Source organism: Paenibacillus sp. J22R232, from assembly GCF_056269165.1.
In genome coordinates this window covers 345,763-358,982 of record NZ_JBWDNK010000002.1, presented here as the reverse complement: position 1 = coordinate 358,982, position 13,220 = coordinate 345,763, and the positions used below count along the sequence as shown (strand labels likewise).

15 protein-coding genes are annotated in these 13,220 nt (G+C 51.9%); all 15 read right to left on the bottom strand.

Annotation, left to right across the window (positions count from 1 at the left end; all coding sequences use genetic code 11):
* Positions 1-1,335, bottom strand: a complete 1,335-nt coding sequence (locus tag AC0YN3_RS07925; RefSeq protein WP_475774569.1) for an LLM class flavin-dependent oxidoreductase — start codon at positions 1,333-1,335, stop codon at positions 1-3.
* Between the two features lie 46 nt (positions 1,336-1,381).
* Positions 1,382-1,918, bottom strand: a complete 537-nt coding sequence (locus AC0YN3_RS07920) for a GNAT family N-acetyltransferase (protein ID WP_475774568.1) — start codon at positions 1,916-1,918, stop codon at positions 1,382-1,384.
* Between the two features lie 45 nt (positions 1,919-1,963).
* Complete coding sequence (locus AC0YN3_RS07915) at positions 1,964-2,458, bottom strand: DinB family protein (protein WP_475774567.1); 495 nt, start codon at positions 2,456-2,458, stop codon at positions 1,964-1,966.
* Positions 2,459-2,497: 39 nt separating this feature from the next.
* Positions 2,498-3,661, bottom strand: a complete 1,164-nt coding sequence (gene solA / locus AC0YN3_RS07910; RefSeq protein ID WP_475774566.1) for an N-methyl-L-tryptophan oxidase — start codon at positions 3,659-3,661, stop codon at positions 2,498-2,500.
* On the bottom strand, positions 3,618-4,808 hold the full coding sequence (locus AC0YN3_RS07905; protein ID WP_475774565.1) for an amidohydrolase: 1,191 nt from the start codon (positions 4,806-4,808) through the stop codon (positions 3,618-3,620). The genes solA and AC0YN3_RS07905 overlap by 44 nt, the downstream gene beginning before the upstream one ends.
* A complete protein-coding gene (locus AC0YN3_RS07900) occupies positions 4,805-5,815 on the bottom strand; it encodes an LLM class flavin-dependent oxidoreductase (RefSeq protein WP_475774564.1) in 1,011 nt (336 codons plus the stop codon). Before AC0YN3_RS07900 ends, AC0YN3_RS07905 begins: the two co-directional genes overlap by 4 nt.
* 21 nt (positions 5,816-5,836) lie before the next feature.
* On the bottom strand, positions 5,837-6,589 hold the full coding sequence (locus tag AC0YN3_RS07895) for an amino acid ABC transporter ATP-binding protein (protein ID WP_475774563.1): 753 nt from the start codon (positions 6,587-6,589) through the stop codon (positions 5,837-5,839).
* Positions 6,586-7,296, bottom strand: coding sequence for an amino acid ABC transporter permease (locus tag AC0YN3_RS07890; protein ID WP_475774562.1), 711 nt, complete (start codon positions 7,294-7,296; stop codon positions 6,586-6,588). Before AC0YN3_RS07890 ends, AC0YN3_RS07895 begins: the two co-directional genes overlap by 4 nt.
* Positions 7,286-8,080: an amino acid ABC transporter permease gene (locus AC0YN3_RS07885; RefSeq protein ID WP_475774561.1), complete on the bottom strand. Its 795-nt coding sequence runs from the start codon at positions 8,078-8,080 to the stop codon at positions 7,286-7,288. The genes AC0YN3_RS07890 and AC0YN3_RS07885 overlap by 11 nt, the downstream gene beginning before the upstream one ends.
* Before the next feature lie 28 nt (positions 8,081-8,108).
* On the bottom strand, positions 8,109-8,939 hold the full coding sequence (locus tag AC0YN3_RS07880; protein WP_475774560.1) for a transporter substrate-binding domain-containing protein: 831 nt from the start codon (positions 8,937-8,939) through the stop codon (positions 8,109-8,111).
* A gap of 302 nt (positions 8,940-9,241) precedes the next feature.
* Positions 9,242-10,144: a LysR family transcriptional regulator gene (locus AC0YN3_RS07875; protein WP_475775102.1), complete on the bottom strand. Its 903-nt coding sequence runs from the start codon at positions 10,142-10,144 to the stop codon at positions 9,242-9,244.
* Positions 10,145-10,330: 186 nt separating this feature from the next.
* On the bottom strand, positions 10,331-10,864 hold the full coding sequence (locus AC0YN3_RS07870; protein WP_475774559.1) for a DoxX family protein: 534 nt from the start codon (positions 10,862-10,864) through the stop codon (positions 10,331-10,333).
* A 24-nt stretch (positions 10,865-10,888) separates the two neighbouring features.
* Positions 10,889-11,803: an L-lactate dehydrogenase gene (locus AC0YN3_RS07865; protein WP_475774558.1), complete on the bottom strand. Its 915-nt coding sequence runs from the start codon at positions 11,801-11,803 to the stop codon at positions 10,889-10,891.
* A 2-nt stretch (positions 11,804-11,805) separates the two neighbouring features.
* A complete protein-coding gene (locus AC0YN3_RS07860) occupies positions 11,806-12,588 on the bottom strand; it encodes a formate/nitrite transporter family protein (protein ID WP_475775101.1) in 783 nt (260 codons plus the stop codon).
* A gap of 255 nt (positions 12,589-12,843) precedes the next feature.
* Complete coding sequence (locus tag AC0YN3_RS07855) at positions 12,844-13,131, bottom strand: HesB/YadR/YfhF family protein (protein ID WP_475774557.1); 288 nt, start codon at positions 13,129-13,131, stop codon at positions 12,844-12,846.
* Positions 13,132-13,220: the final 89 nt, after the last annotated feature.

Below are 13,220 nucleotides of genomic sequence, written 5' to 3'. Positions count from 1 at the left end.
TCAGCTGTTAACTTTCTCGGCTTCCTTCGCGTACCGGTTGGCAGGAATCGGCAAACCTAAATTGCCGCGGAGCGTATCCGCTTCGTACTCCGTACGATACACGCCTCTCTCCTGAAGAATAGGAACGACCAGCTCAACGAAGTCATTCAAGCCGCTTGGAATGGAGGAATGAATAATGAATCCATCCGCTGCTCCTTCTTCATGCCACTGCTGGATCAGATCCGCTACCTTCTCCGGCGTGCCGATGAATTGGCCTCGCGGCGTAGCCGATTGCAGTGCAACCTGGCGCAGCGTTAAATTTTGCTCTTTGGCCGTTTGTTTTATTTTGTCCGTACCGCTGCGGAAGCTGTTGTGCCCGAGATCGCCGAGCTCAGGAAACGGCTCATCTAGCGGATATTGGCTGAAATCATGATGCTCGAAGAAGCGTCCCAGATAGTTCAACGCATTCTCGATCGTTACGAGACCCGCAAGCTCCTGGTACTTAGCCTCGGCTTCTTCTTCCGTTCGGCCGATAATCGGTCCGATGCCTGGGAGAATGACGATATCGTCAGCCGAGCGTCCTTCTGCAACCGCGCGATCCTTCACATCCTTATAGAACGCCTTTGCGTCCTCGATGTTCTCATGTCCCGTGAATACCGCATCTGCAGCTTTGCCGGCCAGCTTCTTGCCGCTCTCCGACGAACCCGCTTGGAATATAACCGGATGGCCCTGCTTCGAGCGCGCAATATTAAGCGGACCTTGCACAGCGAAATACTCGCCTTTATGGTTAAGCGTATGAAGCTTGGCAGGATCAAAGAATACGCCCGATTCTTTATCTCTTACGAAAGCGTCATCCTCCCATGAATCCCATAAGCCGCGTGTGACCTGCAAGTATTCCTCGGCGATTTTGTAGCGCTCGTCATGCGTCGGGTGGTCGGTTTTGCTGAAATTGCTTGCCGAGCCTTCGAGCGGTGACGTCACTACGTTCCAGCCTGCGCGCCCGCCGCTAATATGGTCAAGCGAACCGAATTGGCGCGCAACCGTAAACGGCTCGCTGTAGGAGCTCGACAACGTGCCGACCAGCCCGATTTTGGACGTAACGGCAGCAAGCGCCGACAATATCGTAATGGGCTCGAAACGATTGAGGAAGTGAGGAATCGATTTCTCATTGATATAAAGACCGTCTGCTATGAATACCAAATCGAATTTGCCTGCTTCGGCTGTCTGGGCTTGCTGGGTGTAAAATTTGAAATTAACGCTCGCGTCGGCCGGAACCTCAGGATGCCGCCATGCCGACACATTGCCACCCACCCCATGAATCAATGCACCGAACTTAATTTGTTTGCGATTCGCCATAATAAACGTCCTCCCTATTCACATCGATTTATTGTTCCAGTTCACGCTATTGCACCTGCAGCAGCGACGTTTCTTTTAATGAAAGACGGTAGCTCTTTACGAGTGTATCCCCGTTCTGGAGATCCTTATCGAACGCCCGCTCAAAGCCAAGCCGCTCATAAAGCCTAACGGCAGAATCCATCATATCCGACGTATGGAGATGCAGCGTTTCGGCACCCCATTCCGTCGCAAGCTTGGCGCTTGCGCGAATTAGCTCGGTCGCGACGCCGTAACCGCGTGCTTTTTTCGACACGGCAAGGAGGCGAATAATCGGTGAATGAATATTCAGAGCGGGCAACCCGTACGCTGCTTCTGATGAATCAAACAAAAATACGCTGCCGACTACCTCACCGTTCAGCACGGCTGCCAGCCTGGCCTTTGTTGCTGCTCCGTCGATCGCTTCGAGAATGCTTTCTTTGTAGCGGCTCCACGCTTCCTCAGGCAGCACCTGCTCATATTGCCCGTAAGCATCCAGCAGCACCTCCCGGATTGCCTCGCGATCCGCAGGCGCGGAGTCCCTTATCACAACTGCATTGTCCGACATGCATCTCACCTGCTTCCTTTTACTATGATTGCAAGCGGCAGCCGTTTAAATGGCGTTGTTTGCTTTTGCCGACTCTGCTTCGCTCTGCTTCACCCGACGAATTTGCCCCAAATGACCTTGAACATGCGTAACGAACGCCGGAACGATAGCCGCAATCGCGACATGCTCGCCTTTGAAGTTAACGCCTGTTTTGCTCCATTCCTCATCAGTAAGACGGTTAAACAACAGACTGTTATATTGTACAAGCGCACGGGCAGCTGTCAGAATATCTTTCGCATCGCCCTCGTTCGCCTTCTGACCGCTCACCCATGCATCCTGATTGAAGAGGGGCAGTCTCGCTTCTGAGCCCGACAATATTTCACGAACGCGGAAGGATACGACGATGCTGTGATCCACGAGATGAGCAAGAACTTCGGTTACGCTCCAGGATTCCGGCGCAGCCTTCCATTTGAGCTGCTGCTCCGTTAGTCCCTCTATTTCTTGCTCGATTTGATCATACGCCTGTACATACGCTTGAACATTGACAGTTGACTGGCTCATGTAAGCTCCTCCTTGTGAATGGGGCCAAATAGCTCCTCGTTATTGATTGCTGAACCGGCTAAGCTCGAATATGCGCAAATCATAGCCCGTTTGTTTTTTTTCTAGTTTATTAGCCAGTATCTCACCGACCACGCTGGCAAACTTAAAGCCATGTCCGGAGAAGCCTCCGGCAAGCAGCACATTCGGATGCTCCGGATGTACATCGATAATGAAATCCTCATCTGGCGTAAACTCGTATTTGCACACTGCGCTCTGAAGGAGCTTGCCTGCCGCGCCTGGCACAAAAGCCTGCAATGCCCTGCGCAAGTCATCCTCGTCTTCCGGATAAGCGCCGAACGGCGCGATCGGCTCGCCGGGCAACCATTCTACGCCCGTATCATGTCTGCCGATCTTAATTCCCGCGCCGTTAATGCTTGGGAAGCCGTAATACCCGCCTAAAGCTCCTCCCCAAGTGAAACCAGGGAATGAACCCGCGTCGAATGCGGTCGAGCTTGTTTCAAACCATCCGACGACCTTGCGTACGGCGCGGATCGGAAGCTTCACGTGATTGGACAGCATATGGAACCATGCCCCTACGGTAATGACAACCTGTGAAGCCGTATAGGCCGCTTCCTTCGTATATACAGTAACGTCGCCTTCATCGGCCTTGATATCTGTAACAAAGGTATTGACGAGCAGCTCCGCCCCGGCGAGCAGCGCCTGCTGCTTATGTGCCGTTACGCATTTCTCGCTGTATAAGTAGCCGGCGTTCGGCTCATACATCCCTTGAAACGAATCGTCCAGCCGAATGCCCGGAAACCGGCGATTGATTTCATCCGCTTGCAGCAGCTCCACCTGTACGCCATTCCCAATTGCATCGCCAAGCCTGCCCTCATAATTGTAAAAGCTCGTTTCTGCCATGTTCAGCACACCTGATCGCTCCAGCAGCTTCTCTCCGGTGGCCCGCTCCAGTGCCAGCCACTTCTCGTCCGCCCTAAGCGCCATCTTCACATAAGTGTCTCCTCCATGGTAAGCATGCCGGATTAAGCGCGGCTCCCCATGATGGCTTCCCATGTTATGCGGCGGATTGAAAGCATCGATGAGCAGCGTCTTCGCTCCGCGGGCCGCAAGCTCATAACCGGCACTCATCCCCATGGAGCCCGCTCCTACCACGATGACATCATATGATTTCGAGATGCTCTCGTCCTCCCGGCAAGCGTTCATCCGCCAGCTTGCGCAAAGCGTCCGAAGCAAGTGCTGCGAAGAATGACGCTGCGATCGGCAATGCTGCCTCATCCAGATCAAAGGCCGGATGATGCCATTCCTGCGGTCCCGCCGTACCGAGAAACACGAAGACCCCAGCGGTTTCCTTCAAATAGAATGCAAAATCCTCGCCAGCCGGAGACGGCTTTGGCTTCACGACGGTAAGTCCCAACGCTTCTGCCGTTACGGCTGCCTGCTCCGCCCAACTCTCGTCATTGACGACCGCCGGCGGTCCCTCTATCCATTTCACGCTCGCCTTCGTCGCGAAAGCAGAGGCAACTCCGTTCACAACCTGCTCGAATCGCTCCCGCACGGTAAGGCGTACCTGCTCGTCGAACGTCCTTAGCGTTCCATCAAATACCGCTTTATCCGAAATAACGTTCCATGCCGAACCGGCATGGAGCCTGGTTACGCTAATGACCGCACTGTCCAGCGCGCTTACGCTGCGGCTCACGATCGATTGCAGAGCCGTAATGATATGCGCTGCCGTCACAATGGGATCGAGGCCTGCTTCCGGTACAGCAGCATGGGTTCCGCGTCCTTCTACTTCGACAACGAAACCGTCTGCGGCCGCCATGAGCGGGCCATCCTTGATGCCTATCGTCCCGACCGGCAGGTCAGGCTTATTGTGCATGCCGAACACAGCCTCTACGCCTTCGAACGCGCCGCTCGCAATAATCTGGCCTGCACCCTTTGCTTTTTCCTCTGCAGGCTGGAATAGAAACCGTACGGTGCCGCGAAGCTCCTGCTCGCGCTCCTTGAGCAGAAAGGCCGTTCCAAGAATCGAGGCGGTATGGAAATCGTGGCCGCAGGCATGCATTTTCCCGGGGATCTTGGACGCAAAAGCTAGTCCCGTTTCCTCCTGAATCGGCAGTGCGTCTATATCCGCCCTCACCGCAACGAGTGGTCCTCCGTGCAGTCCGCCAACCTCCGCAATAACGCCGGTCTTTAGCCCGTAATCGACAATTCGGATCCCTGCATCGGACAACCAGTCGCGTATGGCAGCCGTTGTCTCGAATTCCTCATGGGAGAGCTCCGGGTGCTCGTGCAGCTGCCTACGGATCCCTACCAGCTTCGCCTCGATTGCTCCAGCCGAGAAGCCGCTCATACCAATTCCCCTTCGAACGCTTCCTTCAGCAGCTCGAATGAACGGATTCGTTTCGCGAAATCAGGGATAATCGTCGTAAAGACGAATTCATCCACGCCGTATTGCGCTTGAATTTCGAGCAGGCGCTTGCGAACCGTCTCCTTGGTTCCTCGCGTAATGTCGGCGTCTCTCTCTTCCGCTGTGAAGGTCTCACCCGCTTGGCGGGCGAATTCCTTCGCCTGGTCAAGCGAGCCAACGTTGACGGTTTTACCGCTCGCAAGCGTAACACGGACGCTCTTGAAGTGGCCTGCCAGCGCATTCGCTTCCTCCTCCGAATCCGAAGCAATAACGGACAACGCCAGAATCGTTTTGGGCTCTCTCCCAAGCGAGCGGTTAAAGTTGTTTCGGTACGTTTCTATCGCCTTGCGTGCCGTTTCCGGGTCATTGTTAATAAATAGCGCAAATGCATATGGATAACCCTTCTCGGCAGCGAGCTCCGCGCTGGATATGCTCGTGCCCAGCAAATAGATGTCAGCTGGTTGAACCGGCAGCGGACTTGCTTCCAGTCCCGCAAGCGGATGGTCTTCGCCCGTCTTATCATGCAGCAGCTGCTCCAGCTCCGTCAGCTTCTCCGCCAAGGTCGCAGCCTCCGCTACGCCTTTTTGCAAAGCTTTAGTCGAACGAGGCAACCCTCCCGGTGCGCGACCGATGCCAAGCTCCACCCGTCCAGGTGCCAAGGAAGCCAGCACATTGAAATTTTCCGCTACTTTATATGGACTGTAATGCTGGAGCATGACGCCGCCCGAGCCGATACGGATCGTCTTCGTTTGAGCCAGCAAATAAGAAATAAGCACCTCCGGCGATGAGCCTGCCATGCCCGGGGAATCATGATGCTCGGATACCCAGAAGCGTTCGAAGCCCAGCGTCTCCGCGAGCTGCGCCAGCTTGACGGTATTTCCGAGCGCTTCCGCAGCCGTCTGGCCGGGAAATATAATGCTTTGATCTAGAATGCCGAATTTCAGTGACATATTGATCCGCTCCTCTATGCGTTAAATAGAATAAACACCCTCTGGCGTGATTCGCTTCAAAAATTGCTTCGTGCGTTCTTCCTTCGGGTAGTTGAATATCTCGTTTGGCTTGCCTTCTTCCACGATAACCCCGCCATCCATGAACACGACATGATTCGCGACATCCTGGGCGAAGCCCATTTCATGCGTGACGATAATCATCGTAATGCCTTCCTTGGCGATTTTGCGGATCACGCTAAGCACCTCGCCGACAAGCTCCGGATCCAGCGCAGAGGTCGGCTCATCGAACAAGATGACCTCCGGATTCAAAGCGAGTGCGCGCGCAATGCCAACGCGCTGCTGCTGTCCGCCCGACAGCTCGCTCGGATAGGCATCCAGCTTGTTGCCAAGCCCAACCTTCTCCAGCAGCTCCGCGCTTTTCTTTCGCGCCTCCTCCTTCGGAAGCTTCTTCACGATGACGAGACCTTCCATTACGTTCTCAACGGCTGTCTTATGCTTGAATAGGTTGTATTGCTGGAACACCATCGCGCTCTTCTGACGGAGCGTATGGATATCCTTCTTGTCCGGACGCTTGCAATTGACGGTGAAATCATCGATCGTAATCTGGCCGTCATTCGGCTTCTCCAAATAGTTGAGGCAGCGCAGCAGCGTCGTTTTCCCCGAGCCGCTCGGCCCGAGTATGGCTACGACTTCGCCCTTCTTCACGGTAAGATCGATCCCTTTAAGCACCTCGTTGCGTCCAAAGCTCTTCTTGATCTGCGTCAGCTTAATCATGAGACACCGCCTCTGTTATAAAGGTTAAACCGCTTCTCCGCTAATGCGGTAAGCCGCTCGATAATAAAGGTCAAACCCCAGAATATAATGGCAGCCGCCAAATACGCCTCAAAAAACTTCCAGTTCGTCGTGGCGACGATCTGCGCCTTCGCGTTGATCTCCACGACCGAAACGGTAAAAGCAAGCGTCGACCCGTGCAGCATTCCAATAACCATGTTCGATAGGTTCGGCAGGCTCGCCGAGAAAGCTTGCGGCAAAATAATTCTGCGCATCGCCTGCGAGGTCGTCATGCCGATAGAGTAAGCCGCTTCGATTTGTCCGCGATTTACAGCCAGCAAGCCCGACCGCACTACCTCTGACATATATGCTCCCGCGGTAATGGAGAATGACAAGTAAGCGAACCCGATCATTGGAATGGAGACCGATCGGAACGATAATCCAAGCGCTTCGGCAATTCCGTCAACGATGATCGGAAGTCCAAAGTAGATGAGCAGCAAATGCGTCAGCATTGGCGTTCCACGGATAAAAGTGACGTAGGAGGCTGCAATTTGGTACAAGACAGGAATCTTGTATAGCCTGACAATGGCAACGACAGTACCGATGACGAGGCCGCAAAGCACGGACACCGCCGTGATCGCCAGCGCCGTCGGGATAGCGGTCAAGAGCTGCAGGAATGCCGTCCATATGAATGCAAAATCAAGCTTCATTTTCCCTTCCTCCTCTGCCAAAGCCCGGTCCTGCTATGAACCTGAATCGTTTCGTTATTCCTTTGCGCAAGCGCGGCTCCTTATCCTCGGCCGCTAAGCGGCGTTCATGCCTGAGCAGCTTATTCTCAATAAGGTGGAACAGCTTCTCGAGTCCAAAGCTTATGACGAAATAGATCAATGCGAGCGAAATGTAGGTTTCGACGAAATGCCTGGACATAACAGCGAGTGTCTGCGACTTGCCGGTTAACTCCATAATGCCGAGCGAGAAGGCAAGGGAGGTATCCTTCAGATTCGCGATAACCAAATTGGAGAATACCGGAATCGATATGGCCATCGCTTGCGGCAGGACGATTCGGGTGAATGCCTGGAAACCGGTCATGCCGACCGAGTAAGCCGCTTCAACCTGACCTCGGTCAACCGCTCCAACGGCTGCACGGATCATTTCCGCCAAGTAAGCGCCGCTGTGAAGCGCATAGGTTAAAATAACGAAATACAAGGCGGGCAGCTTGGCGACATCTACGTTAACGAGCTTCAAAATCTCAGGCAAACCGTAATAAAACAAAAAAAGCTGGATCAAAATCGGCGTTCCCCTGAAAAAGGAGAGATACACCTGCGACAATCGCCTTAGAATCGGAATCTTATAAAGCTGGGGAAGGGCGACGATAAACCCGACGCCCAGCCCGATTACGATGGAACTCACCACGATAAGAAGAGTGACTTTCAAGGTAGGAAGCAGCTTTACTAGATACTCGAACACATAACTGATATCAAATGGTTCTCCCATCCAGCCATCTCACCTTTCTTGCGCAAGCTTATTTTTCTTCGGAAGTAAAGTCATTGCCCAGCCATTCGGAGCTAAGCTTCGCCAAGGTACCATCCGCCTTCAGCTCTTTAATCGCGCCGTCAACTGCATCGGATAATTTCTGCTGGTCCGGGTCATTCTTGCGGAACATGAAGAGAATGTCCGCTTCGCTAAGCGCTGGCCCTACCGCTTTCAGCTCTTGCTTCGTATCCACTAGCGATAGCGTGAAATCTGCTGCAAGGAAAGCGTCTACGCGTCCTGAGGTTACTTGCGCAACGGTATCGTTGGCACCGCCGTTTTGGTACACGATTTCAATCGCGTTGTTGTTTTCTTTGTTGTAGTTTTCCAAAATTGTCGATTGTGCGCTTGTTGCTGTCGTCAGTACTTTTTTGCCCTTCAAGTCATCAAGCGTTTGAACGGTATCATTATCTTTCGCTACGATAATTTTGTTTCTCCAGTGTGCGTAAGGCTCCGTATTGAACAGGTACTTCTCTTCACGCTCCGGATTTTTCTCCATTTCGTGAGCAACGAGATCGATTTTTTTCGTTTCCAGGCTAAGCAGCAGGTTCGTGAACTCAAGCGTCTGAATATCGAATTCATAATCAGCAAGACGCTTGTCGATTTCTCTTACCAGCTCTACGTCGAATCCGGTCAGCTTGCCGTTCTCGTCAATAAAGCATACGTTAGGAAATTGTGTTCCCGTGCCCACGACGATCTTCGTTACTGCCTTCGATTCGTTCCCGCTTGCCGCTTCCGAGCCTGCATTATTTTTGTTGCTGCCGCAGCCTGCCAGCGTTAGCGTCAATATAATGGCAATGGATAAAAAGAATGCTTTTTTCATGTTCATTTCCCCCAATAAAGTCGTTTTTTATAAATCCTTATAATTCCTACCTGTTAAGTAAGGATTAGCGTTGAATTCACTTTACCACCTGACTGTCGTTTCCGTCAATCCCATTTCTTATAGAGATCTTCTATAAGTAAATTGATTTGTCCGATCGGCCCTTCAGCTAACAAAAAACCGCTGCTTCAGCAGAAGCAGCGGACAAAGTATGTTTAATCACACTATTTCAATCGGCTTTTCTGACAATATAACTTTACCATGTCAGCAGCCGTCCGGATAATAGAGCTTTTCTATATATGCTTTTAAATTGCCGATAAGCGGAGCTTGGCAGCTTCAAGCTGCTTGCCTATTTCTGTAATGGCTTCTACGAAAGGAAGGTGCTCGCCGTGATGGGAGATCAGATTGGTCTGTAGAGAAATGCCTTCGGTTTCCGGCACCCGGATTTGATAAAGCTTGCCGTCATGGATCTCCTGCTGGGCGCACAGGTCAGGTAGAAAGCCTATGCCTGCTTTTTGAATGACCAGTTTTTTGGCCATTTCGGAGTTGTCCGTCTGAATTTGGATATTGGGCGGCAAATCAAGATGCTCGAATATACGGTGTATGCGCAGCCAATCCAATGAGCCGCATTCAAAGAACACGAGCGGCTGCTCCGCTATCGCTTCAATCGTTAAATTGCCTGTCGTTAGAAATGGATGGCCGTCATAGGCATATAGCCTAATCGGGTCCTCATAAAACTTGCTTGACTGCAGGCTTGGATGGTTCACATTGCGGACGAAACCGATATCGACGTCCTTGCCGAGCACCTTATTCATGATTTCATCCGTCGTGCCGGTTACGATCTTGTAATGCGTATTCGGGAATCGCTGCTTCAAACGGGGCAATAGATCAGGAATGATATAATTGGAGACGGATACGGTACAACCGATTCGGAATTCGTTCGGCAGCGACTTTTTCTGATTGATGTGCAGCTTGCCTTTTTGATAAATAAGCAGCAGCTGCTGCGCATAGGGTAAGAAGCGTTTGCCATCCTCCGTAATTTGGATCTGCTTGCCTTGCCGGTCAAAAAGCTTGCAGTCGAGCTCCTGCTCAAGCGACTTGATCCGGGCAGTTACGGAAGGCTGTGACAAATACAACGCATCGGCAGCTTTGTTAAAGCTTCCGCAATGAATGACGTAGACGAATGCCTCAATATTTTCAATGTTGATTTCGTACACCTCCCCGTCCTTTTAAACCGACTAATCCAATAAGAATATATTAATTTAAAATAACAAATGATAGGGTCGCCTGTCAAATAGCAATACAAAAGCCGGTCATGAACTGCGTTCACGTACCGGCTTTCTTATGGTTAGTCCTTGTTATTGATTACCCAAGTCCTTGCCGCCAGCTTCCGCTTAACGCGGAAACCCGCTGCGGCCGATCTCGGGCGCATTACCGTCTTTCCTTAATTTCCGTACCAGCGTTCTCATGTACGGGATTACCCAGAAATCCAAACCGAACTTGCCGGCGTTCGCTCCAGCCGCGAATACGAGCACTCCGATCAGCAGCAGCCATGGATTAGTCGATACCGTTCCAGCAAACATGAACATGAAGTTCATGAGAAGCCCGAAGAAAGCAGCGGCTGCCGTGAGTGCTCCGACAATAAGTCCAAGTCCTACCAGACACTCGCCGATTGGAATCAAAACATTGATGATTTTGGCATTGGGCAATGCGACATGCTCCAGAAACGCGGTAAACGTCGGATAGATGAGTTCATTCGTGCCTTTGTCTACTACGGGATTGCCAATGGCGCCTTTCAGGAATCCGCTGGCGTCGAAGCCTCCCAGCTTATGCCAGCCGGCGCTTAGCCACTGCCAGCCAAGATATACGCGCAGCACCAGCATTAAACCTGCAGCATACTTGTTTTCGCTTAGCCATTTGATTACCATGACGATCAGCTCCTTTTTATTTGTCTACACCGAAATCGTTTCAATTAGATCCTTCAGCTTGCCTGCCGAACGATGCAGCAGCGCTTTCTCTTCCTCCGTAACCTTGATATCCAGCACCTCTCTTACGCCCTGCCGATCTACTACGCAAGGCACCCCCATGTAAACGTCGGACAAGCCGTGGTAGTTTTCTACCAGCGTAGATACGTTGAGCACAGCCGACTCATTGCGCAGAATGGCCGTTACAATGCGGTCAAGAGCAAGTGCGATTGCATAATAGGTGGCGCCTTTTGCTTCTATGATTTCATAAGCCGCATCTCTCGTATGAATAAATATATCCGATTTTTCTTCCTCGCTCAGTGCGATTGACGAGCCTGCAACATTCGCTAAGCTCCACACAGGAAGCTCCGAATCGCCATGCTCCCCGATAATATGGGCATGAACGCTGCGCGGATCGAGCTGCAGCTTCTCGCCAATTAAATAACGGAACCGGGCGCTGTCGAGCAGCGTGCCGGAGCCAATAACGCGATTGGTCGGCCAGCCCGACTTTTTCCAGCAGAAGTAGCTCATAATATCGACCGGATTCGTGGCAATAAGCAGGATTCCGTCGTCGTTGTATTTCAGCACTTCGGATACGATGCTTTCATAGATCGCGACATTGCGCTTGAGCAGATTGAGCCTCGGCTCGCCAGGCTTCTGCGCGGCTCCTGCGGTAATAATGACAATGTCGGCGTCCTTGCAATCCTCGTAGCTGCCGGCCCATACCTTCGTATGGCCTAGAAACGGCATGCCATGATTCATGTCGAGCGCATCCCCGACTGCCTTGCCCGCGTTTGCGTCGATCAGTACCAGCTCATCCATCCGGCTGCGCAGCAGCAGCGTATATGCTGTCGTAGAACCAACCGCGCCTACTCCTATAACGACTACCTTCGTTTTTTTCATGTTTACTCCACCTCTTCAAATGGTTTGTTTACGAAATAATACATAACACCCATGAGGACCGAGCCGCCGAGCAGATTCCCAAGCGTCACCGGTACCAAGTTATGAATCATGCCTCCGAGCGATATCGTCCCCGGGTGATGGAGGACGAGCGCAATGGCGAAGGTGCAAAGATTGGCAATGCTGTGCTCATAGCCCGAGATAAAGAAACAGAAGACGAACAGCATCATGGCGAACAGCTTAGGACCGTCTCCGCGCAGCGACATCGGTACAAAAAACGCTAGGCATACGAGCCAGTTGCAGAGCACGCCACGGAAAAACAATTCCAGAACCGGTGCATGAAGCTTTTTTTCCACTACGCTGAGCAGAAACCCATTGACCGACGCATCCTTGAACAAACCCGTCGACCAGATGAGAAGCGCAAACGCGACTGCGCCCAAGAAATTGCCAGCGTAGCTGGCGCACCATAGCTTCACTACATTTGTCCAACGCATCTTGCCCCGCAGCGCCGTAAACGTGTAATAGAACGTATTTCCAGTGAACAAATCTCCTCCGCCATATGCAATGAGGATGATGGCCGCGCCGAACGTAATGGCTGCCATCGGGTACGTTAACGGACTGTGCGTGACGTAAAAGAAGCTGCCCGTTTTGAAAGCCACGATAACCCCGAACCCGATAAACATGCTGGCAAGCATGGCTCGCAATATATATCTCAGCTTGCTTTGAAGAAATACTTTTTGTTTCTTCAAAGCGAGCTGCTCAACCCTTCTCAAAGGAATATGCTCCATCATTCAGCCCTCCCGCTTCCGTTGCTTTCTGCTGTACTTGGCTGCTCTTTCCATACTTTTATTGTAGGAGTTTCTCCATCATTTGTATGTCGGGGTTCTCCCTGAACTATTGCTCAGGGTTTATCCGTAATCTCTGCTTGAGCGATAGGGAACCTCCCTGAGCACCCTTTACACGACAAACTGCTCGGAAGGTTTCATATGATAGACGCAAAAAATGCCTCTTCGCCGACTTGGCTCAGAGGCACCCGCTATTTATTATTCCACGGTCATTTTAATTTCTTCATTCTGCTCGTCAAACGAAATCCGGAGCGACTTATTCTCCAAATACCATAGATTGTCTTGTTCCATATAATACGTAATGCCGTCTACGACGGTTTGAAGCCCGATCTGAATGGGCTCATCCTTTGTCACGCCAAGCGATAACCCCGGATGAACGCTGCCGCATCCGCCCAGCCTCACGTAAATGCGAATCGCCTCACCGTCGACAAGCCCCATCGCCTCTTTATAAAAGCCGCCCGCTGCATCCTCTACCTGTAATTTCATCGCGGTCATCTCCCTCCACTGCTTACTCTATTCCATCATTGCGAATATGCAGGGCGGTGTCAACCTTTTGCTTAGGATGCCTGTTCCGT

Excerpts from the sequence above, each read along its gene's own strand:
- AC0YN3_RS07925 (WP_475774569.1), bottom strand. The coding sequence starts at position 1,335 with ATGGCGAATCGCAAACAAATTAAGTTCGGTGCATTGATTCATGGGGTG.
- AC0YN3_RS07920 (WP_475774568.1), bottom strand. The coding sequence starts at position 1,918 with ATGTCGGACAATGCAGTTGTGATAAGGGACTCCGCGCCTGCGGATCGC.
- AC0YN3_RS07915 (WP_475774567.1), bottom strand. The coding sequence starts at position 2,458 with ATGAGCCAGTCAACTGTCAATGTTCAAGCGTATGTACAGGCGTATGAT.
- solA (WP_475774566.1), bottom strand. The coding sequence starts at position 3,661 with ATGAACGCTTGCCGGGAGGACGAGAGCATCTCGAAATCATATGATGTC.
- AC0YN3_RS07905 (WP_475774565.1), bottom strand. The coding sequence starts at position 4,808 with ATGAGCGGCTTCTCGGCTGGAGCAATCGAGGCGAAGCTGGTAGGGATC.
- AC0YN3_RS07900 (WP_475774564.1), bottom strand. The coding sequence starts at position 5,815 with ATGTCACTGAAATTCGGCATTCTAGATCAAAGCATTATATTTCCCGGC.
- AC0YN3_RS07895 (WP_475774563.1), bottom strand. The coding sequence starts at position 6,589 with ATGATTAAGCTGACGCAGATCAAGAAGAGCTTTGGACGCAACGAGGTG.
- AC0YN3_RS07890 (WP_475774562.1), bottom strand. The coding sequence starts at position 7,296 with ATGAAGCTTGATTTTGCATTCATATGGACGGCATTCCTGCAGCTCTTG.
- AC0YN3_RS07885 (WP_475774561.1), bottom strand. The coding sequence starts at position 8,080 with ATGGGAGAACCATTTGATATCAGTTATGTGTTCGAGTATCTAGTAAAG.
- AC0YN3_RS07880 (WP_475774560.1), bottom strand. The coding sequence starts at position 8,939 with ATGAAAAAAGCATTCTTTTTATCCATTGCCATTATATTGACGCTAACG.
- AC0YN3_RS07870 (WP_475774559.1), bottom strand. The coding sequence starts at position 10,864 with ATGGTAATCAAATGGCTAAGCGAAAACAAGTATGCTGCAGGTTTAATG.
- AC0YN3_RS07865 (WP_475774558.1), bottom strand. The coding sequence starts at position 11,803 with ATGAAAAAAACGAAGGTAGTCGTTATAGGAGTAGGCGCGGTTGGTTCT.
- AC0YN3_RS07860 (WP_475775101.1), bottom strand. The coding sequence starts at position 12,588 with ATGGAGCATATTCCTTTGAGAAGGGTTGAGCAGCTCGCTTTGAAGAAA.
- AC0YN3_RS07855 (WP_475774557.1), bottom strand. The coding sequence starts at position 13,131 with ATGAAATTACAGGTAGAGGATGCAGCGGGCGGCTTTTATAAAGAGGCG.